Origin of the sequence: Streptomyces sp. NPDC002742, assembly GCF_042888885.1 — a bacterium.
In the GTDB taxonomy this organism is placed as follows: Bacteria; Actinomycetota; Actinomycetes; order Streptomycetales; family Streptomycetaceae; genus Streptomyces.
In genome coordinates, this window is record NZ_JBIAQF010000001.1 from 356,374 (window position 1) to 374,367 (window position 17,994).

Sequence of the window (17,994 nt, forward strand, 5' to 3'; positions counted from 1 at the left end):
GCCGACTGTCGTCGACCGGACGTCGACGCGTCCTGGGCGAAGGTGAAGCCCAGGTCCCCTTCCGCCCCTCGGCGAGAGTGCGTCGTGCGCCGGTCCGACCGGCCGACGCCCGGACGGCCCGGCCGACGCCCGGACGGCCCGGCCGGCGTCCCCGTCCCTGCCCGGGGTTCCCGCCGGTCCGCACCCGGCCCGCGCGTGAGCGCCGTCGCCCACACCTCGGTCCGCGGTGGCCGGCGACGTGCCGAACGCGCATGTCGCTCGGGAGACGGCACAAGGACCGGTTCGGGGCGTTTTCGTGAACGGCATTGATTCGGTTGAGAGTTCATCATCGACTGAAAGCCGTTGCAGGATTTTGCGCAATTCTTTCAGGCGTTGCAGGGTGGCACCGCGCGGCGGCTTTGTGGCCGCCGCTCCGCCGACATGAAGGACGCCACCATGTTCCCCGCCAGCCGCTCCGTACCGTCCCGCCGGCTCAGGACGGTCCTGGGTCTGTCCGCCGCAGTTCTGGGCCTGTTGGGTGTGACCGGCGCACCCGCCGCTGCGCGAGACGCCGGCCGGGGTGCCCCCGCCGGCGATGTCGTCCGTGCGGCAGCCGTCGAGGACTGCGTCCACTACTACAGCGACTGGCGCTACACGACAGTCGTCAACGACTGCGACACCACCGTGGACGTCACCGTCGAGTACACCGACGGCCAGGGTGCCCCGTGCCGCACCCTGCTTCCCCGGGCCATCGCCACCTTCGCGGGCTACGGCCCCCAGCTCAACTACGTCACGGGCTTGAACACCTGCACGCCGGCGAGCGCCTGAGGTCCTCGCACCTGTGCCGACCCGGGTGACGGGCTCCTCCCCCCACCCGGGTCTCCGGTCCGTGCGGGCCAGGCGCCGTCACGCGGCGGGGCTGTCCAGGGGCCGCAGTTCGTCGGCGTACGAGACGGAGACGCGGCGCATCAGACCGTCCTCGGTGATGTCGTACTGCCCCAGGCGCCACAGCGGCGGCGAGTAGGCGTGCAGGGAGACCGCGTCGTCCGTGGCACCGGTGAGGCGGTGGATGTGGTCGGGGCCGAAGCAGAACGAGTCGCCCGCGCCGACGCCGACGGACAGGTGGCGGCCGCCGATACGGGGGTTGGACTCGGTCAGGGCGCCCTGGACCACGCGGACGGCACCCGAGGAGACGTCGTGGTCGTGCCAGCCGGTGTCGTTGCGCCGGGTCCAGCAGAGCAGCCAGACGTCGACGTACTCGTCGCGGTGCAGGCAGGCGTAGTGCCGCTCCTCGTGGGAGAAGGCGATCCGGTCGCGCCAGAGCTCGGGCCGGGCCGCGAGGTCGTCGACGAGCCGTCGGAGTTCGTGCTTGTCGAGCGTGCGGTCCGGCAGGGACGAGTACGTCACGGCGAGGTTCCCTTCCAGAGGTGGTCCGCCGGGCGGCTCAGGTGCGGCCGTACAGCAGACGGGCGGGGTTGACGGTGCGCAGGGCGTGGACGGCGGCGTCCGCCCCCAGGCCGGGGATGACGGGCCGCGCGTACGGGCGGTCGCTGCCACTGACGACGACATCGATGCCGACGGCCCGGACGAGGGCGTCCACGGCCCGCGTGCCGTAGGAGGAGGTGTCGTAGAAGACGCCGAAGTCGACCTCGCCGCGGCCGCCGCCCCGGGCCCTCAGCCGCTCGCCGTGCAGAGGGGCAAGGCCCGCGAGTGCGGCGAAACAGACACGCAGTCCCGGATGGCGGGCGCGGCCGAAGGCGCGGAACGCGAACCACGCGCCGTGCGACTGCTGTTGGTAGGGGACCAGGGCCGCCCACCAAGGCGGGGCCTGGGGGGCGGGCGGAGCCTTGCCAGGGTGGACGAACAAGGGCTTGTCCAGGCGGGTGAGGAGGTCGAGGAACGGGGCGTGGTCGCGCCAGCCCGCCGCGTCCAGCAGTGCGGTGGCCGGGAGTTGAAGACCCACGCAGCCCCGGCGCAGATCGCGCTCCACCGCCGCGGGGTCCGGCTCGCTCAGACAGGGGGAGGCCCACACGCCGAAGGGTGCCGGGAGGGCGAGCGCCCCTTCGTGGAAGGCGTTCAGCAGCGGCAGTGCTTCCTCCGCCGGCAGGTGCTCGATGCCCAGCGGGCTGGAGAGGGAGACCAGGGCGAGGTCGAGTGTGTCGGCGGCGGCCAGGCGCGTGCGGGCGTCGACGTCGTGGTCGGCAGGGTCCACCTCGTAGGGCGGCTCGCCCGCCAGGCGCAGCGTCCAGCCGTCGAGGTGCGGCGGTGTGGTGCGCGCACGCAGCAGATCGACGAAGTCGGGGGGCCAGATGTGCTGGTGGACGTCGATGGGCACCCTGAAGTCCTGAAGTCCTTGAGGAGTCCGTGCGGTGACCGTGCTGGGAATGTCATTGGTTAAGCGCTTCAGTGATGCGTTTAACTTAAGCGGTTGACAACAAGGCGTGTCAAGCATGGGCCCGCGATCCGGAAGCGGCCCGGTAGGCTTCCCGGCATGGTCAGGCCTCAGAAGCGCACCACCCTCAGGGAGGTGGCCGAGGCCACCGGCCTCTCCACCGCCGCCGTCTCCTACGCCCTGCGCGGCAAGCACGTCTCCAAGGAGACCGAGGAACGCGTACGCAAGGCCGCGGCCGAACTCGGCTACGAGGCCGACCCCATCGCCCGAGCCCTCGCCGGCGGCCGTACCAGCATGGTCGGCGTGCTCGCCGGAGATCTCCAGGACCTGTGGCAGCAGCAGCTCATGGCGGCCATCGGCCGGGAACTGCTGGCCGGCGACCGCTACGCGCTGATCCTGGACGCGGGCGGCGATCCCGACCGGGAGCTCGTCCTCGCCAAGCAGCTGCGCGATCAGCGTGTCGACGCGCTGGTGGTTTCCCCGGTGAACCCGGCGGCGGAGGCGTGGGCGGCGATCGCGGACGCGCTGCCGGTCGTCGCCGTGGGCGACTCGCTGAGCCGGGCGCGTACGGCCGGGCAGGTCATCTTCGACAACCGGGCCGGGATCGACGCCGTACTCGAGTATCTCCACGGTCTCGGCCACCGCCGGGTGACCGTCCTCACCCCGACCAGGCCGAGCACACCCGACCGGCCCGCCGACGTGTATGTGCGCGAGGCGGCGGACCGGATAGGACTGCGAGCCGAACTCGTGCCCTGCCCACAGGAGTTGGGTGCGGCGACCGTCGTCGCACGGCGGGTCCTCGAAGGTGACCGGCGCGCCACGGCCGTCTTCTGTTTCTCGGACTCGCTGGCGTACGGGGTGTACGCGGCTGCGGCGGAGGCGTCACTCGTCGTGGGGCGTGACGTCTCGGTGGTCGGCTTCGACGACCACCCCGTCTCGCGGGTCCTCACACCGCCGCTGACCACGGTGGGCTGGGGGCTGACGGAGATCGCCGCGGAGGCCGCCCGGTTGACCGCTTCCGCGATCGAGGGAAAGCGGGCGCGCAGAAAGCGGATCCTGTGCGCTCCGATGATGTGCGCGCGTGGATCCGCCGTGGCCGTCTGAAGGCCACGGCCGTGTCATGAGGCCACGGCCGTGTCATGGGCCGACCGACCGCCGGGCCAGGTCATGGGCAGTTGTACGTGAGCTCCGTCGAGACGGTTCGGCGCACGGGCGAGAGCAGACGCAGCTCGGCACGGGCTTCGTAGCGGCCGTTGCCCTGGAACGTCCACAACAGGTGCAGCCGAGCCTGTTTCTGACCACGCGTCATGTCCTCGTGCAGGACGTCCGAGGACGTGCCGTCGCTGCGGACCCAGCGGTACGCGAGGTCACCGGACCTGCCGTTGGTGGTGACCGTGCCCGTGATGTCGGCGGTCTCGTCGCATCCCGGGGAGGACGACGCGGCGGAGACCGCGACGGCGTCGACGGCGAGGGAGGGCGCGGAGCGGTGCCAGAGGAGGAAGGCGACGACGGCCAGCAGCACCACGGTGGGCAGCGCGTGTCTGCGCCAGGTCCGGCGACGTACCGGGACCGCCGCTGGAACAGCGGTGACCCGACGCATGGTGTCGGCGTTCACGCCGGGTCCGAAGCGCAGCAGGGTGCCCTCGACCCGGTCGGGATGTGTCTCCCCGGTCGTGGAATCCGGCAGTGCCACCGTCGCGGCCGTGGCACCCGACAGCGCCATCGTCGCCGTGTCCCCCGAGAGGGGAAGCGTGTCGGGATGGTCCGGCCGCTGGATCCAGTGGCTGGACAGCACGGTCGCGCTGTAGTCGTCGTCGGCGGAGTGTGCGCCCGCGGGGTTGGGGTGTTCGGTCATGAGAGGGAGCACCGCCGGGTCAGTAGCTGTTGGAAGGCGCCGCCGTCGGCGGAGGCCGGCTGGGTCCTGGCCTGGACCCCCCAGTAACAGCCCGCTCCCAGGAACGTGTGGTCGAGGGCGATGGTGTATTGGGTCGAACCACTGCGCTGGTATGTGTCCGCCGCGCTGTCCTGGGCCCCGGCCTGACCGCTGACCTCACCGGTGAACCACGCGACCGTGATGGTGACCGGTCCGGTTCCGTCGGTGGTGACGGTGGCCGTCGCCGCCGCGGTCGCCGTGCCCGTCTGCCGGAAACCGCTGAACGTGACGGACTTGACGTTGACGGTGATGGTGGGCGACGGGGAGGCCGTGGTGGGCTCGGCCGTTGTCGTCGCCGGTGCCGTCGGGGGCGCGACCGTGGCGGACGCGGAGCCGGTGGCGCTCGCGGACGCCGACGTCGGCGGTTGCGCGGTGGAGTCCGTGGCCGAGCCGGAAGGCGTGGGCGCGGGGGAGGTGGATGACGAGGGGGACGGCGTCGGCGACCCGGGGTCCGTCGTCGTCGTGGGGCCGCTGTCACCCGTCGGCTGCGCGCTGGTGGTGGCGAGTGCCTGGGCCGCCCTGCGCGGCGTGCCGAAGGCCGGAGCGTGCCGGTCGATGCCGTACGTCAGGAGGAGGGCCGCGACGAGCGCGGCGCCCGACACGAGCAGCGCGCGGAGGCTCGGCCGCCAGGCGCGGAGCCAGTCGGGGGTCCCGCCGAGGACCGTCCGCGCCGTGTCCGTGGCCCGGCGCGGAACGGAGGGGGCGGGGGAAAGCAGCAGCAGGGACAGTGCGGCGAGCGCCGCGAGCCGCCCGCGGCCGCGCTCCTCCCAGTCGGGGCCGTACGCGCCGCCGGCCGTGGCCTCGAGTTCCGCGACGAAGTCCTCGGCACGGGCGGGCCGTTGGTCGGGCGACTTGGCGAGGCCGCGCTGGACGAGGGAGCGCACCGGCTCGGGGACCTCGTCGGCGGGGATGGCCCCGTCCACGTGCTGGAGGGCGAGTTCGGCCAGGTTCTCGCCCGTGTAGGGCTTGCGGCCGGTCAGGCACTCGAAGAACGTCGCGGTCGCGGCGTACACGTCGGCGGCCGGTGAGGCGGGGGCGCCGGTCCACTGCTCGGGAGCCATGTACGACGGAGTGCCCGCGATGCCCGCGGTGGTGCCGTCGGTGGCGGCGATCCCGAAGTCGACGAGCTTCGACGTGCCGTCGTGACGGACGAGGACGTTCTCCGGTTTGTAGTCGCGGTGGACCACGCCGACGCGGTGGGCGTCGGCGAGGCCGAGCAGCGAGCCCTTGAGGAGGACCAGAGCGGCCTCCGGATCGAGCGGGGCCTCCCTGGTGAGCAGGGTCCGCAGCGACACGCCGTCCACCAGCTCCATCACGATGGCCGCGCCCTCCGGCCCCTCCACGTACTCGTAGAGGCCTGCCACGTGGTCGCTCCGCAGCCCGCCGAGCAGCCGGGCCTCCGCCCGGAACTCGTGCACGAAGCCCGGACGGGTACGCAGCGACTCGCTGAGGTACTTGACCGCGACCGGATGGCCGGTCTCCTCGTGAACCGCCAGCGCGACGCGCCCGCTCGCCCCCGAACCGAGCTCGCGGGACTCGGTGTAGCCCGGTACCGCCCATGTGCTCATGACCCATGCCTCCCCATGACGTGGGGCACGTGAGGTATTCGTTCCCCACGCGCTCCAGTCGCGTGCTGTGAGACACGATCGGGGCCGCTTCGGTTGCAGGCGTCGTCCGTACGGTCCGCGTACGAGGCCCCGTCCACCCCGTCGGCATACGAAGCCTCGTCCGCTTCCTCCGGACCGGCTCTCCCAAGAGGTATGCGCTACCCCAGCTCGGCGAGGTCCTCGGCACTCAGTTCGAGTGCTCCGGCGGCGATGTTCTCCTCCAGGTGGGCCAGGGAACCGGTACCGGGGATGAGGAGGATGCCGGGCGACCGGGCCAGCAGCCAGGCCAGCGCCACCTGGGGTGTGGTCGCGCGGTGGCGGGCGGCCACGGACTCCAGGTGTTCGGCGGTGACCGGCTGGAAGCCGCCCACCGGGAAGAAGGGGACGTAGGCGACGCCCGCTTCCGCGCAGGCGTCGACGAGGGGGTCGTCATCGCGCTGGGACAGGTTGTAGAGGTTCTGGACGCAGGCGATCGGCGCGATCTTGCGGGCCTCGGTGAACTCGTCGGCCGTGACGTTGGAAATTCCCAGATGCCGGATCAGGCCCTCGTCGCGCAGCGCCAGCAGGGCTTCCAGGGGTTCGGCCAAGGACGGCGCCCGGGTTCCGTCGACATCACCCAGCCGGAGGTTCACCACGTCCATCCGGTCCAGACCGAGCGAGTTGAGGTTCGCCTCGATGCCGCGGCGCAGATTGTCGGCCGTGAGGCCCGTCTTCCCGGCCGCGGGCAGGGCGATGTCGGAGCCCTCGACCAGCGCGCCCACCTTGGTCACGATCACCAGGTCGTCCGGGTAGGGGTGCAGCGCCTCCCGGATCAGCTCGTTCGCCGACACCCCGTCACGTGCGTAGTAGTACGAGGTGTCGATGTGGTTCACGCCGAGTTCCACGGCGCGGCGCAGAATCCCCAGCGCGGTGTCCCGGTCCGGCCGCTCGCCTCTCGGCCAGCCGGTCAGCTTCATCGCGCCGTAGCCGATTCGCGCGACGCCCAAGTCGCCGCCGAGTGCCCATTTTCCAGTCGTCACGGTGACCACCCTAGGCAGTCTCGGCCAGATCAGCCGGTCATTTCATCCAGGAGATGGCCTACCCAGGTGCCTTCGACGCCATGGCCCCGGGCCGATCACGAACCGGACCGGTCACGCGGATGGCGCCCACCCGTTCTGAGCGGCCGGTCGCCGGTACCCCGCCGGCTGCCCGCTCCCGTTCCGGACGGGGGGCCGAGACACCCGTCCGGCGCACGTCGGACGGCGTAGGGGCTCGGCCCGCGGGGCGCGACGCACCCGCGCGCGACGCACCCGCGCGAGCCACGCGTCCCGCGCGCCCGTGCGTCGTTCGGGGACAAGCCGGGGCGCACAGGGGACGCTGCTCCTGAGCAACCGACCCGTCGGGCCCGACGCCGGGTCATCCCGTGTCCCGGCCCGCACCGCCGCAGTCCCGCACGAAGGAGTCCCCCGTGACCGAGTCACCGTCGACCTCGGCAGCCGACGACGCGTTCCGCTTCGACGATCTGCGCGCGCTGTTCATCAACTGCACCCTCAAACCGGCACCCCAGCGGAGCCACACCCAGGGACTGGTCGACAAGAGCAGCGAGATCATGGAGGCGCAGGGAGTCACGGTCGAGGAGGTACGCGCCGTCGACCACGACATCGCGCCGGGCGTCTACCCGGACATGACCGAACACGGCTTCGCCACGGACGACTGGCCGGTCATTCAGGAGCGGGTGATGGCCGCCGACATCCTCGTCCTCGCCGGGCCGATCTGGGTCGGCGGAACACTCTGTCAACCGCGATCGCGTGCCATGATGGCCCGCCCCGAACGGAAGCCGAGTGATGTTCGACCAGCCCTACGTCGACCTCTACCTGCGCAAGTCGCGTGTGGTTCGCGATGAAGACCCCCGAGACCTGACCTCCATCCAGGCCCAGGAAGACAGTGGGCGGGCGTGGGCCGCCCGCGAGGGCTACCGCGTTCGCCACGTGTGGGTGGACAACCTGTCCGCGTGGAGTGACAATGAGCGCCCGGAATTCGACAAGGCCCTCGCCGCGGTTCTGGCCGGTGAGGTTCCCGGCCCTGTGGTGCGCCTACCCTGACCGCTTCACCCGCAAGGGGATCGACGACATCGGCCCGATCTTGGGCAAGGCCAGGGTCATCTTCGACTACGACGGCCTCGACAGCTCGATCGAGCGGGACCGCCGCTGGATCATCGACCGCGCGGAGCAGGCGCGCGAATACTCCATGCGGCTCTCCTACAACGTCAAGACCACGAAGGCGGCGAAGCGCGCGGGGCCAGTGGACCCAGGCCGCGCCGTACGGTCTTCGTGCCGACGCATCGAGGAAGCTCCACCACATACCCGACGAGTGGCGGATCGTGCGGCACATCGTCGAGAGCGTCGCACTGGGATTCGCCGAGCGCATGGTCGCGAAGGCACTCAACCGCGGTCCTGCGCCCGTCCCCGGGCCGGGTGGCGGTGCCTGGCAGGCCAACGCCATCTCCCGGATCCTCCACAACCCCGTCTACGAGGGCTGGCAGGTGGCCCTGCGGCGTGGGAACCCGAAGGGCCGCTTCCAGCCCTACCGCGACAACGAGGGCAACCTTGTCGGTGTCTTCGCCGAAGGCGTCGAACCGATCCCGGCAGACCTCATCGCCCGAGCTCGTCAGGTCGCGGCCGGCCACGCCTTCGCGACGCCGGAGCAGGCCGCTCGAATCGGCACGGTGACGCAGCTCCTCACGGACAGCGTCAACTGCAGGGGCTGCCGTGGAGGAGCCTCACCTGACTCGAAGAACTACCGTTGCTGGCGCGCGATCCAGGGCGTTCCGTGCGATGCCCCTGTTTCAGTCACTCGCTCGATCCTGGAGACGTACGTCACCGAGGCCTGGTTCACGAAGATGAACACGGCACAGCCCGACGACTCCATCCTGCAGATCGCCGCGGAGCGTTGGGCCGGACTCCAGCAGGAACCGGCGGACGCCGAGCGGATGGCGAAGGCCGTGGCGGCCCTGAAGGCTGCCGAAGCCGGTGTCGAGCGTCTCGCCAAGCAGCAGGCCGACGGCCTTTTCGACCCTCCCTTCGACACCCACCTTCCTCGCCTGCAGGTCGAGGCCCGGGCTGCTCTGGCGAAGGCGCGGAAGGAAGTGGCAGAGGCGACTCCGAAGAAGCTCGACGTCTCCTTCCTCATGGAGGACGAGACGATCCGAGCCGCCTGGGAGGAAGCCGGCCTCCCTCTTCGATGCGACCTTCTGCGGCTGTCGTTGCGGCGCGTGGTGGTGACCAAGGGACGGCGTGGATACAACGTCTTCGACGGTGATGAGCGCGTCGAGATCCACTGGCTCGACGCACCCGATCCGTGGGCGTCTGTGCTTTCTCCTGACGATCTGGATCAGGCAGCCTGACCACTGAGCGGGGGCGGGCCGTCACCCGGTGGCGGCTCGCTCCCTGCCGGCGTGACTAGGGATGTGTGCGGCGTATAGCCCTCTTCGACGGCCGGACCAAACCCGGACCTGTCCGGACCATGGAGGCCTTGCCCACGAGCCTCGGAGCCGTAGATGTCCGTATGCCCGCCCCCGCCCTCGCCTCGGCCGTATTGCCGATCGGCCCCCGACTCAGGGGCCGACCTTGCCGGGGTGCTCAGCCCGGCGTGTGCCCATGGTGCTCTCGCAGATGCCACGGGAACCTGGCACATCGGGGCTTCTGACAGTGAGATGACCTCACGCCTCGCTGCTCTGTTCGGAAAGCGGCCGGACCGTCTGACAGTGGGCTGCTCGTGCGGCCTCTGCGTCGACTCCGGGCTGACCGTGCTGCCGATCGTGATCGAGGACCCGGCGTCGATCACGGTCTGGATGGTCCGGCGCGGTGGCCGTCCGGTCGAGCACATCTGCGACGGCGGATACCGGGTGGTCCCAGCCGCCAAGGAGGGTGAGCTATGCGGCTGTCCGCGAACGATGGCAGAACGAAGGGCCGTGGCGCGGTCGGGGCTCGGCCCGAAGCCCGATATCACCGTGATCTTCCGGCTTGCCGATGCTCCCGAGGTCGGACGCTTCGCATTTCGGACGTCGTCGTGGGACCTCGCCGGCGAGCTGGAACGAGTCGTGGCGGCATCCAGCCCGACGGGCCTGCCCGGTCGCTTCCATCTACTCCTGACCACGGGCGAGTTCGTGGGCAAGGGCGGAGTCCGGGTGCGCTACGCACGATCTGGAATCGACTCCGGGTAGACAGCCTCGGCCGATGGGCCAGGCGATGTGCTGTCAGGCAACCGGCCCAGCTCCACGAGCGCCCGGGGAGACGGCCTGGTGAGCTGTACTGGGAGATCTCCGGGGCCTTCCCGGCCGGACTCCCGGACCGTATGGAGGAGGAATCCGTGCCGGACCCGACGACGTCGTACGCCGACCTGCGCGCCCTGGTAATCAACTGCACCCTGAAACGCTCTCCGGAGCGCAGCCACACCCAGGGCCTGATCGACGTCAGTACCGGCATCCTCGAGCGCCAGGGTGTCGAGGTCGAAGTCCTGCGCGCGGTGGACCTCGACATCGCGACGGGTGTCTGGCCGGACATGACCGAGCACGGGTGGGAGACCGACGAGTGGCCGGTGATCTACTCGAAGGTGATGGCTGCCGACATCCTGACCCTAGCGGGGCCTGTGTGGTTGGGAGATAACTCGTCAGTGATGAAAAGGGTGATCGAGCGGCTGTACGCATGCTCGTCGATCCTCAACGAAGATGGCCAGTACGCCTATTACGGGCGGGTCGGGGGCTGCCTGATCACCGGGAACGAAGACGGTGCGAAGCACTGCGCAATGAACGTGCTCTACAGCTTGCAGCACCTGGGTTACGTGATCCCGCCCCAGGCGGACGCCGGGTGGGTCGGAGAGGCCGGCCCTGGCCCGTCCTACCTCGACCCCGGCTCCGGCGGCCCAGAGAATGACTTCACCAACCGCAACACCACGTTCATGACGTGGAACCTGCTGCACCTCGCCCGGATGCTCAAGGACGCCAGCGGCATCCCGGCCCACGGCAACCAGCGGTCCGGGTGGGACGCCGGCTGCCGCTTCGACTTCGAGAACCCCGAGCACCGCTGAGATCGGCGCGGCCGACGACCTCGAGCGGACCCCGGGCCGACCGAGGCCAGGGCTGCCCTAGGCGTCGGCGCGGCGGGGCAGCTTCCAGCCCGGGCGGGGGAAGTGGCAGGTGTACCCGTTCGGGAACTTCTGCAGGTAGTCCTGGTGCTCGGGCTCGGCCTCCCAGAAGTCCCCGGCGGGGGTGACCTCGGTGACGACCTTGCCCGGCCACAGGCCCGAGGCGTCGACGTCGGCGATGGTGTCCTCGGCGACCCGCTTCTGATCGTCGGTGAGGTAGAAGATCCCCGAGCGGTAGCTGGTGCCGATGTCGTTGCCCTGGCGGTCCTTGGTGGACGGGTCGTGGATCTGGAAGAAGAACTCCAGCAGGGCCCGGAAGTCGGTCCGGGCGGGGTCGTAGACCACCTCGATGGCCTCGGCGTGGTCGCCGTGGTTGCGGTAGGTGGCGTTCGGGACCTCGCCGCCGGTGTAGCCCACGCGGGTGGACACCACCCCGGGCTGGCGGCGGAAGAGCTCCTCCATGCCCCAGAAACAACCCCCGGCGAGGATGGCCTTCTCGGTCGCCATGGTTCCACTCCCTCAGTGACGGACATCGGCTTTCGCTGCTACTGACAACCTACGAGGTCGCCGTATTCCTGTGCACGCGCCGGCCGCTCCTCGTCCGGGTTCCGTAAGGACGCAGGACCGGCCGGTTCAGGGCGTGAACGACGGTCGCGGGCGCAGGACGGCGTTGAGGGAGGTTGCCGCCGTCGCGTCAAACCCGGCCTGGCACGCGACTCCCAGCTGCTCCGCGACCTTGCGGATGTTGAGGTCGACCGTGCTCTCGGCCAGGGTGGCGAGTGCGTCGATCGCGGCGCGTGCCCGCAGGACGGCCGTGCCGACGAGGACGGCGCCGATGAGGGAGGCCGGCCACCAGCCGGTGGAGACGGTGACGAGCAGGTAGGCCGTTCCCCAGGCGGCGAGCCGACCGGCGTCGGCATAGCTGTCCCGAACGCCCTGGATGTCCTTGCGGGCCTCGCTGTCGGCGACCGCCCAGATGTGCGGCCAGATCTCCGCGAGTTCGACGTCGTAGCGTTGCCGGACCCGACCGATGGCGGTGGCCATGCGCTGGGCCGTCCAGGTCGGCCGGTCCGGTGGGCCGTCCGGGAAGAGCCGCTCCTGCTTCGCGCGCAGTCGGGCTTCGGTCGGACGACGACGGTTCGGCGGCGTCCCGTGGAGGTGGTCGTGAACGCGCTGGTCACGAGCCTCCTGGATGGCGCGGGTGAGGGTGGTCCAGCGACGGATGCGCCGATGGGTGAGCACCGTGACGTACCAGTGCGGCCAGTCCGGGATCCAGGCCCGTTCGAAGGTTCGGCCCGCCGAGGCCGCAGCTGCCCCGGCGGCGGTTGCGAGGGCGGTCACGAGCAGCACGACGGTGAGGAGTTCGGCCGGCTGCTTGTCTGCCTGCGCGCCGGCGAACGCGTTCAGGTAGGTGCGGAGGTACCGGAGGTCCACCGCGTGCCGGAAGCCCGAGTGTCGCGCGATCACCAGGCACATGACGAAGAGCAGGCCGGGGCCGAGCAGCAGCGCGGCCCAGCGCTCGGCGGCCTTCTTGGAGATTCCCAGGAGCAGTGTGGTCACGGTGTCACGGCAGGAGGGTGAGAGGGCGGTCGACCAGGGCGCAGCTGGCCGCGCTCTCCTCGGCACGGGGGCACCAGCGGACCGGGCAGACCCGCAGGGGTGGTGCCTCACGAGGGGTCCGGACTCCCGGCAGCGGGCTCCACGTCCGGTCCGGCCGGGTCAGACCGTGAAGACCGTAGGTGGTCGCCGCCGCGTCGAGCCGGTCGAGGAGGTCCGTCATCCTGTCCAACGGGCGGTCGCCCGAGGTCATCAGTTCGATCACCTGTCGGAGGAGGTCGTCTGCGCCAGCCGCCGTCAGCAGGTCGGCCAGTTGATCATTGCGGCCATACTCCCGGCAGAGCTTCTCCACCCGCTCGGCGAGTTCGGTCAGCGCGTCGTTCGAGCGTCGGCCCGTCGGGGTACCTGGCATACCATCAGTTTAGGCTAAAACGGTGGTAGTTGGTGCCTGCTGTGAGGGCTGGGGGCGGTCGGATGCGTGACGAGTTGGTGGCGAAGGTCTTCGCGAGACTGGGCGCTGCCCGGGGCGGTTCGGGCCGGGAGATACTGCTGTCGATGGACGCGTTGGCTGAGGTGGTGGCACTTCTGGGGCATCGTCGAAAGGGGCAGTTCGATCTGCAGGCCATCGGGCTCTCCGCCGGAATGTTCCTGGAACGCAGCCTGGTCGGACCTCCCGGACAGGACATGCTGGAGTTGGAGATAGCGGGCCAGTTGTTCGGACCGGTCTACGCCGTGACGCCGGATCTCGTCCCCGAGCAGATGAGCCGCGTCTACCGGGCCGGTCACGACCCCCTGGCGACCTTCTCCCGCCAGACCGGGTTCGTCACCGATCCCACGGTCTGGCTGGAGCTGCACGGCGGGCCGCTCCTGAGCTACGCCGACACGGGTGACCTCGCCACCCTGAGGCTCGCCGTCGACATTCTCGAGCTGGCCCTCGTGGCTGCCACTCCGGATCATCCCGAGCTGACCAGGGTGCTCAAGCAACTCCTCGTCGTCCTGAGTGTCCTGCGCGCGGCCTCTCACGAGCGGGACGTCTGCATGCGGGCCGTCGACGTGGGCGGCCTCGTGCACGTTCGTATGCGCCCCGAGGAGGCCGACCGTCCCTTGATGGACCACCACCATGACACGGCCATGTATGACTTGGCGGGGCGCGACAGGCTACGCGCGATGGCTTCGGGAGAGGTGGACCACCGCTTCGCCCTGATGAATGCGTTGATGCAGCTCGGCCTGCTGATTGATGAGGTCCAGCCACTGCTCAAGGCACTCGACCTGTACGGAGAGCTTCCGGAGGAGTTGAAGAGCCTGGCGGTCGGGCATCTGTCGGCCGTGCTGACGAGACTTCTGGCCTCCGGCCGGGGCGAGCGGGCCACCGCCGTGGCCCGCTGCCACGACCTCCTGGCCTCGTCGCCGCCGCACCGCCCGACCGAAACCGCCGTGCTCCTGGTCCTCTGCCAGGCGGCACTGGAGGATCTGGCCGAGGAGAGTGACATCGACGGACTCCGACGGGCCGTCGGACTGAGCCGGCGCCTGCTGACCGTGGCGCAGGACGGCGGCACACAGACTTTGGCGAGGATCTATCTGGCGGCCAAGCTGGGCAGGCTCGCCCAGCAGACCCATGACCTGGACCCGGCGCGGGAGGCGGTCGCGCTGGCACGCACCGCTGTCGAGTCCATTCAGCAATCGGATCCGGCGAAGGCGAGACTCGTCAGGATCGCACTTTCGGAGGCTCACCGGACCGTCTACGAGCTGACCGACGACCTGGAAGCACTGCACGAGGCGGTCCATGAGAGCAGGCTCGCGATCGAGGTCGTCAACGACGCCGATGCCGTTGCCGCCTCGGGGACCTATCTGAGCCATGCGAAGGCCGTTCATTACGACGGCGGCCGCCGCCAGAGCCCGGAGCTGCTGGAGGAAGCACTCACCTCCCTCAAGCGGGCCAATGAGTTCCCGGACCTCCCGGCGGCGCAGCGAATGGCGATCCTGCATCTGCTGACCAGGGTTCTGGGTGACATCTTCCGCCGCTCCCCGCACCGGTCGGTGGCGACGATCGACGAGGCCGTCGAGTACGGCGAACAGGCGCGGGCGCTGGTACCACCCGGCGGCCCGGAGGAGCCGATGGTGCTGTGCGAGCTGGCTCGTGTCCAGGTCCTGCGGGGCGTGGCCACGGGCGACGTCGAGCGGCTCCGGGCGGCGATCGGACTCGCCGAGCAGGTGCTGGCCCGCGCCGACGTCGCCATGCCCGGGACCCTGGTCGCCGCGGAACTGGAACGCGTCACGGCGCTGGGAAACTTGGCAAGGGTCACCAAAGACCCGAGCCATGCCCTGGAGGCGCGCGCCGGGTTCGACCGGGTGATCGACTCGCCGTACGCCCGGCTCGACGTCAGGACGACCGCGGCGGTGCTGCGCAGCCAGCTGCCGGCGCCGACAGCCGGCCGGACCCTGGACGACCTGGCGGAGATGATTGACCTCCGTCGGCTGAACGTCGCTTCCGGCCCGCTCCGGGCCGACCGTGAAAACGTCCTGCGCCGCTACCGCGGGTTCACCGGGCAGCTCATCGAGGCCGGGATCGCGGCCGAGGACCCGGTGCGGACAGTCGAGTTGATCGAGCGAAGCCGCGGCCTGCTGTCGCAGGACGTCATGACCGTCCACCCGGGTGCATCCGGAACAGACCCGTCACAGACCGCCGAACTGCTGCAGCTGACCGCCGCGTTGCGGGCCCTCGATCTCCGCGACAGTGCGACAGGGACGAGTTCCCGGCGTCGCGAGCTGGAACGGGACATTGCGCAGGAACGGCGAAGGCTGATGGACCGCTGGCGGAACCTGCACGCCACGGCCGCACCGGACGCGCAGCACTCCCTCGCCGATGCGGCGGCACAGGGCCCGATCGCCCTGATCGCCACCGGCGACGAAAAGGGGTACGCCGTCCTGGTCACCGCCGACGCCGACCGGCCCGTCCGCATCCTCGAACTGCCCGAACTGGCCCACGAGCCGACGCAGGAACGGGTGCTGACCTTCCTGACGGCCCGGCACTACGCGCTGACGGCCACCTACACCCTGCGGGTCCGCCTCCAGGCACAGGCAGCGGTGCGTGACACGTTGGCCTGGCTCTGGACGGCCGCCGCCGAGCCGATCCTCGCCGAGCTCGGGCTGGAACCCGTGTCCCAGGGCGGCGACTGGCCGCGCATGTGGTGGTGTCCGCTCGGATTCCTGAGCCACCTGCCCTGGCACGCGACCGGCAACGGGACTGCGGACGGCGTGCTCGACCGAGTGGTCTCCTCCTACACGACGAGTCTGCGCGCCTTGCACTTCGTACGGCAGATGCCGGAGAGCACCGGCCCGAGCCGGACGGTGATCGTCGCGCAGGCGCAGGCCCCCGCTACCGTCCCGCTGCGCGGCGTCGACACGGAGGTCGCCGCGATCCGGCACTGGCTGCCCGACGCGAGCCTGCTGACCGGGACCGAGGCGACGAAGCAGGCCTTCCTGGCGGCGCTGGAAAGCCACGCGAACGTCCACCTGGCCTGCCACGCGGTGACCGACATCCACTCTCCGGGCATGAGCCGACTCCTGCTCGCCGACCACGAGGGGAACCCGCTGACGATGGCCGAGCTCGCCGCGCTCCAACTGGCCGGCCGTGAGCTGGCGGTGTTGTCGGCCTGCAGTACCGCCGAGACCGGCTCGGACCTGACCGACGAAGGACTGCACCTGACTGGCGCCCTCCAACTCGCCGGATTCCGCCACGTCATCGGTGCGCTCTGGCCGGTCAGCGATGCGACGGCCGGGGAGATCTTCGACACCTTCTACTCCCACCTCACGGATGCGGGGAGTCGGGAACTCCGGGTCGAGACCTCCGCCCACGCGCTGCACCTCGCCGTCCGCCGGTTGCGCGAGCACTGTCCCGCGACGCCGACGGTCTGGGCCTCGTTCGTGCACACCGGAGCGTGATCGGGGTGGGCGACTTCGATTTCGGATCACTCCCCGGGACGGCGCTCGCCGTCCTCGCGACCACCGCCTGGTTGGCGCCCGACCGCATTCCGGTCGAGCTGCTCCCGTCGACGCCGGATCGCGATGCGGACCTGGCCGCGCTCGTCAGGGCCGGGCTGTTGACGCGAGGTTCGGACGGCACCTGCTCCGTCGCGCCCCGGGTCCAGCAGAAATTCCGCCGATTTCTCGGTGAGCGGTGGCAGTTCACCGCGATCGCAGGCATCGCCGGCTACCTCGGCGACCCCGGGGCTCCGGGCGAGACCGCGCGCTGCATCACACTCACCCCGCACCTGTCCGCCTGGCTGGGCTGCACCAGGGCCGAGGATCACGGCACGGACATCGCCCTTCTCCTCGAACGCATGATTGACATGCTGTTCGAAAGCGGGCTGTGGCGTGCAGCCTTGCCCCTGTGCGAGCGCGTCAACGAGGTGATCGAGCTGTGGTTCCCACCGGACTCACCGGCCAGCCGGCAGAGCAGGAGCAGGCTCGCGCGCGCCTGTTGTGAGGTGGGGCAGTACCGGCGTGCCGCCCGGATCTGGGAGGACCTCATCGCCGTCCAGGTGGAGATCAGCGGCGCAGGGCATCAGTTGGTGTCAGACCTGGAGACCGGGCTCGGCGAGACCCTCCTGGAGGCAGGTGACCACCGACGGGCACTGGAGGTCGTCGAACGGGTCGTCGCCGACCGGACGGCGAGCCTGGGAGCAGCGCACCGCGACACCCTGAGAGCCCGGAACAACATCGGAGTCGTCCACGACAGAGCGGGTCGCCGGGACGAGGCCGCGCGCGTGTGGGCCGCGCTTCTTCCGGAGTTCGAGTCGGCCCTGGGACCGGACGACCCCGACACCGTCCTGGTGAGGACGCGGTTGAAGAGCGCTCAGAGCGCTCAGGGAGGTGCGGACGGTCCGGCGGTCGAACCGGAGGAGCCGGCGCAGGCCCGGTCGGAGGAGGAGCTCACCGCGGAGGCGATCTTCGACGAGCTGGGTCGATGGCACGCGCTGCTGGCCGACCGAGACCCGGAGCCGGACTCGGACGCGGTCGAACCGGAGGTCCGGCATCTGCTCGAACGCGGCGAGGCCGCCCTCGGCGCCGGCCATCCTGCCGTTGTCGCAACTCGGCGGCTGCTGGCGATCGTCTACTTTCGGCAGGAACGGTGGGACGACGCGGTCGAGGAGGCCAGGGAGACGCTGGACACAGCAGACCGGTATCTGGGCCGGTCCGACGACCGCACCAAGAAGTCGGTGGCCCTCCTCATGGAGGCGCTGGTCCTGGCCGGGCGCTTCGACGCTCTCGAGCCCCTGCTGGAGGAGAGGCTCGAGGACGTGATCGAGCTCCTCGGCTTCGGCGATCCGCTGGTGCGCGCACTCGCCGCTCGCCGGGCGTTGGACGACCTGAAGCAGCCGCGGCTGTGGTGACCGCGAGTACCT

At 70.5% G+C, this 17,994-nt stretch carries 16 protein-coding genes and 1 pseudogene; 9 read left to right on the plus strand and 8 right to left on the minus strand.

Translation table 11 applies throughout. The annotated features are described in order from the left end of the window. Positions 1–435: 435 nt before the first annotated feature. A complete protein-coding gene (locus ACFYW8_RS01555) occupies positions 436–807 on the plus strand; it encodes an alpha-amylase (RefSeq protein ID WP_389065786.1) in 372 nt (123 codons plus the stop codon). 78 nt (positions 808–885) lie between these two features. On the opposite strand, the gene ACFYW8_RS01560 is transcribed toward ACFYW8_RS01555, so the two are convergent. Together ACFYW8_RS01560 and ACFYW8_RS01565 are read right to left on the minus strand one after the other, a co-directional pair. Then, positions 886–1,386, minus strand: coding sequence for a cysteine dioxygenase (locus tag ACFYW8_RS01560; RefSeq protein ID WP_389065789.1), 501 nt, complete (start codon positions 1,384–1,386; stop codon positions 886–888). Between the two features lie 37 nt (positions 1,387–1,423). Further along, a complete protein-coding gene (locus ACFYW8_RS01565) occupies positions 1,424–2,314 on the minus strand; it encodes an amidohydrolase (protein ID WP_389065793.1) in 891 nt (296 codons plus the stop codon). Between the two features lie 156 nt (positions 2,315–2,470). Here ACFYW8_RS01565 and ACFYW8_RS01570 point away from each other — a divergent pair, with 156 nt between their 5' ends. Then, positions 2,471–3,475: a LacI family DNA-binding transcriptional regulator gene (locus ACFYW8_RS01570; RefSeq protein WP_389065798.1), complete on the plus strand. Its 1,005-nt coding sequence runs from the start codon at positions 2,471–2,473 to the stop codon at positions 3,473–3,475. A gap of 61 nt (positions 3,476–3,536) precedes the next feature. Here the strand turns inward: ACFYW8_RS01570 and ACFYW8_RS01575 are convergent, their stop codons facing one another. From ACFYW8_RS01575 to ACFYW8_RS01585, 3 genes are all read right to left on the minus strand, one after another. Further along, positions 3,537–4,226: a hypothetical protein gene (locus tag ACFYW8_RS01575; protein ID WP_365873662.1), complete on the minus strand. Its 690-nt coding sequence runs from the start codon at positions 4,224–4,226 to the stop codon at positions 3,537–3,539. Further along, on the minus strand, positions 4,223–5,872 hold the full coding sequence (locus tag ACFYW8_RS01580; protein WP_365873664.1) for a serine/threonine-protein kinase: 1,650 nt from the start codon (positions 5,870–5,872) through the stop codon (positions 4,223–4,225). Before ACFYW8_RS01580 ends, ACFYW8_RS01575 begins: the two co-directional genes overlap by 4 nt. Before the next feature lie 197 nt (positions 5,873–6,069). Then, positions 6,070–6,930 carry an oxidoreductase gene (locus tag ACFYW8_RS01585; RefSeq protein WP_389065806.1) on the minus strand — a complete coding sequence of 287 codons (861 nt, stop codon included), beginning with the start codon at positions 6,928–6,930 and terminating at the stop codon, positions 6,070–6,072. Positions 6,931–7,358: 428 nt separating this feature from the next. Between ACFYW8_RS01585 and ACFYW8_RS01590 the strand changes: the two are divergent. The 5 genes and pseudogenes from ACFYW8_RS01590 to ACFYW8_RS01610 all read left to right on the plus strand — a co-directional run. After that, positions 7,359–7,673, plus strand: a pseudogene (locus ACFYW8_RS01590) (flavodoxin family protein); the annotation flags it as partial. A gap of 61 nt (positions 7,674–7,734) precedes the next feature. Then, on the plus strand, positions 7,735–7,992 hold the full coding sequence (locus ACFYW8_RS01595; RefSeq protein ID WP_389065810.1) for a recombinase family protein: 258 nt from the start codon (positions 7,735–7,737) through the stop codon (positions 7,990–7,992). Positions 7,993–8,249: 257 nt separating this feature from the next. Continuing rightward, the gene (locus tag ACFYW8_RS01600; protein WP_389066577.1) at positions 8,250–9,293 is read left to right on the plus strand and encodes a recombinase family protein; all 1,044 of its coding nucleotides are present in this window, start codon (positions 8,250–8,252) and stop codon (positions 9,291–9,293) included. A 402-nt stretch (positions 9,294–9,695) separates the two neighbouring features. Further along, positions 9,696–10,112, plus strand: a complete 417-nt coding sequence (locus tag ACFYW8_RS01605) for a hypothetical protein (protein ID WP_389065816.1) — start codon at positions 9,696–9,698, stop codon at positions 10,110–10,112. Between the two features lie 131 nt (positions 10,113–10,243). Then, a complete protein-coding gene (locus ACFYW8_RS01610) occupies positions 10,244–10,975 on the plus strand; it encodes a flavodoxin family protein (RefSeq protein ID WP_389065819.1) in 732 nt (243 codons plus the stop codon). Positions 10,976–11,032: 57 nt separating this feature from the next. Here the strand turns inward: ACFYW8_RS01610 and msrA are convergent, their stop codons facing one another. The 3 genes from msrA to ACFYW8_RS01625 form a co-directional block, all read right to left on the minus strand. After that, positions 11,033–11,539, minus strand: coding sequence for a peptide-methionine (S)-S-oxide reductase MsrA (gene msrA / locus ACFYW8_RS01615; RefSeq protein WP_389065824.1), 507 nt, complete (start codon positions 11,537–11,539; stop codon positions 11,033–11,035). A 126-nt stretch (positions 11,540–11,665) separates the two neighbouring features. Beyond that, entirely contained in the window at positions 11,666–12,592 is a 927-nt protein-coding gene (locus ACFYW8_RS01620; protein ID WP_389065830.1) for a hypothetical protein, read from the minus strand. A 4-nt stretch (positions 12,593–12,596) separates the two neighbouring features. After that, entirely contained in the window at positions 12,597–13,001 is a 405-nt protein-coding gene (locus tag ACFYW8_RS01625) for a hypothetical protein (RefSeq protein WP_389065834.1), read from the minus strand. Positions 13,002–13,063: 62 nt separating this feature from the next. On the opposite strand from ACFYW8_RS01625, the gene ACFYW8_RS01630 reads away from it, so the two are divergent. Together ACFYW8_RS01630 and ACFYW8_RS01635 are read left to right on the plus strand one after the other, a co-directional pair. After that, on the plus strand, positions 13,064–16,531 hold the full coding sequence (locus ACFYW8_RS01630) for a CHAT domain-containing protein (RefSeq protein ID WP_389065839.1): 3,468 nt from the start codon (positions 13,064–13,066) through the stop codon (positions 16,529–16,531). Positions 16,532–16,536: 5 nt separating this feature from the next. Beyond that, a complete protein-coding gene (locus ACFYW8_RS01635) occupies positions 16,537–17,982 on the plus strand; it encodes a tetratricopeptide repeat protein (protein WP_389065842.1) in 1,446 nt (481 codons plus the stop codon). Positions 17,983–17,994 lie beyond the last annotated feature (12 nt).

Excerpts from the sequence above, each read along its gene's own strand:
- ACFYW8_RS01555 (WP_389065786.1), top strand. The coding sequence starts at position 436 with ATGTTCCCCGCCAGCCGCTCCGTACCGTCCCGCCGGCTCAGGACGGTC.
- ACFYW8_RS01570 (WP_389065798.1), top strand. The coding sequence starts at position 2,471 with ATGGTCAGGCCTCAGAAGCGCACCACCCTCAGGGAGGTGGCCGAGGCC.
- ACFYW8_RS01575 (WP_365873662.1), bottom strand. The coding sequence starts at position 4,226 with ATGACCGAACACCCCAACCCCGCGGGCGCACACTCCGCCGACGACGAC.
- ACFYW8_RS01580 (WP_365873664.1), bottom strand. The coding sequence starts at position 5,872 with ATGAGCACATGGGCGGTACCGGGCTACACCGAGTCCCGCGAGCTCGGT.
- ACFYW8_RS01595 (WP_389065810.1), top strand. The coding sequence starts at position 7,735 with ATGTTCGACCAGCCCTACGTCGACCTCTACCTGCGCAAGTCGCGTGTG.
- ACFYW8_RS01610 (WP_389065819.1), top strand. The coding sequence starts at position 10,244 with ATGGAGGAGGAATCCGTGCCGGACCCGACGACGTCGTACGCCGACCTG.
- msrA (WP_389065824.1), bottom strand. The coding sequence starts at position 11,539 with ATGGCGACCGAGAAGGCCATCCTCGCCGGGGGTTGTTTCTGGGGCATG.
- ACFYW8_RS01625 (WP_389065834.1), bottom strand. The coding sequence starts at position 13,001 with ATGCCAGGTACCCCGACGGGCCGACGCTCGAACGACGCGCTGACCGAA.
- ACFYW8_RS01630 (WP_389065839.1), top strand. The coding sequence starts at position 13,064 with ATGCGTGACGAGTTGGTGGCGAAGGTCTTCGCGAGACTGGGCGCTGCC.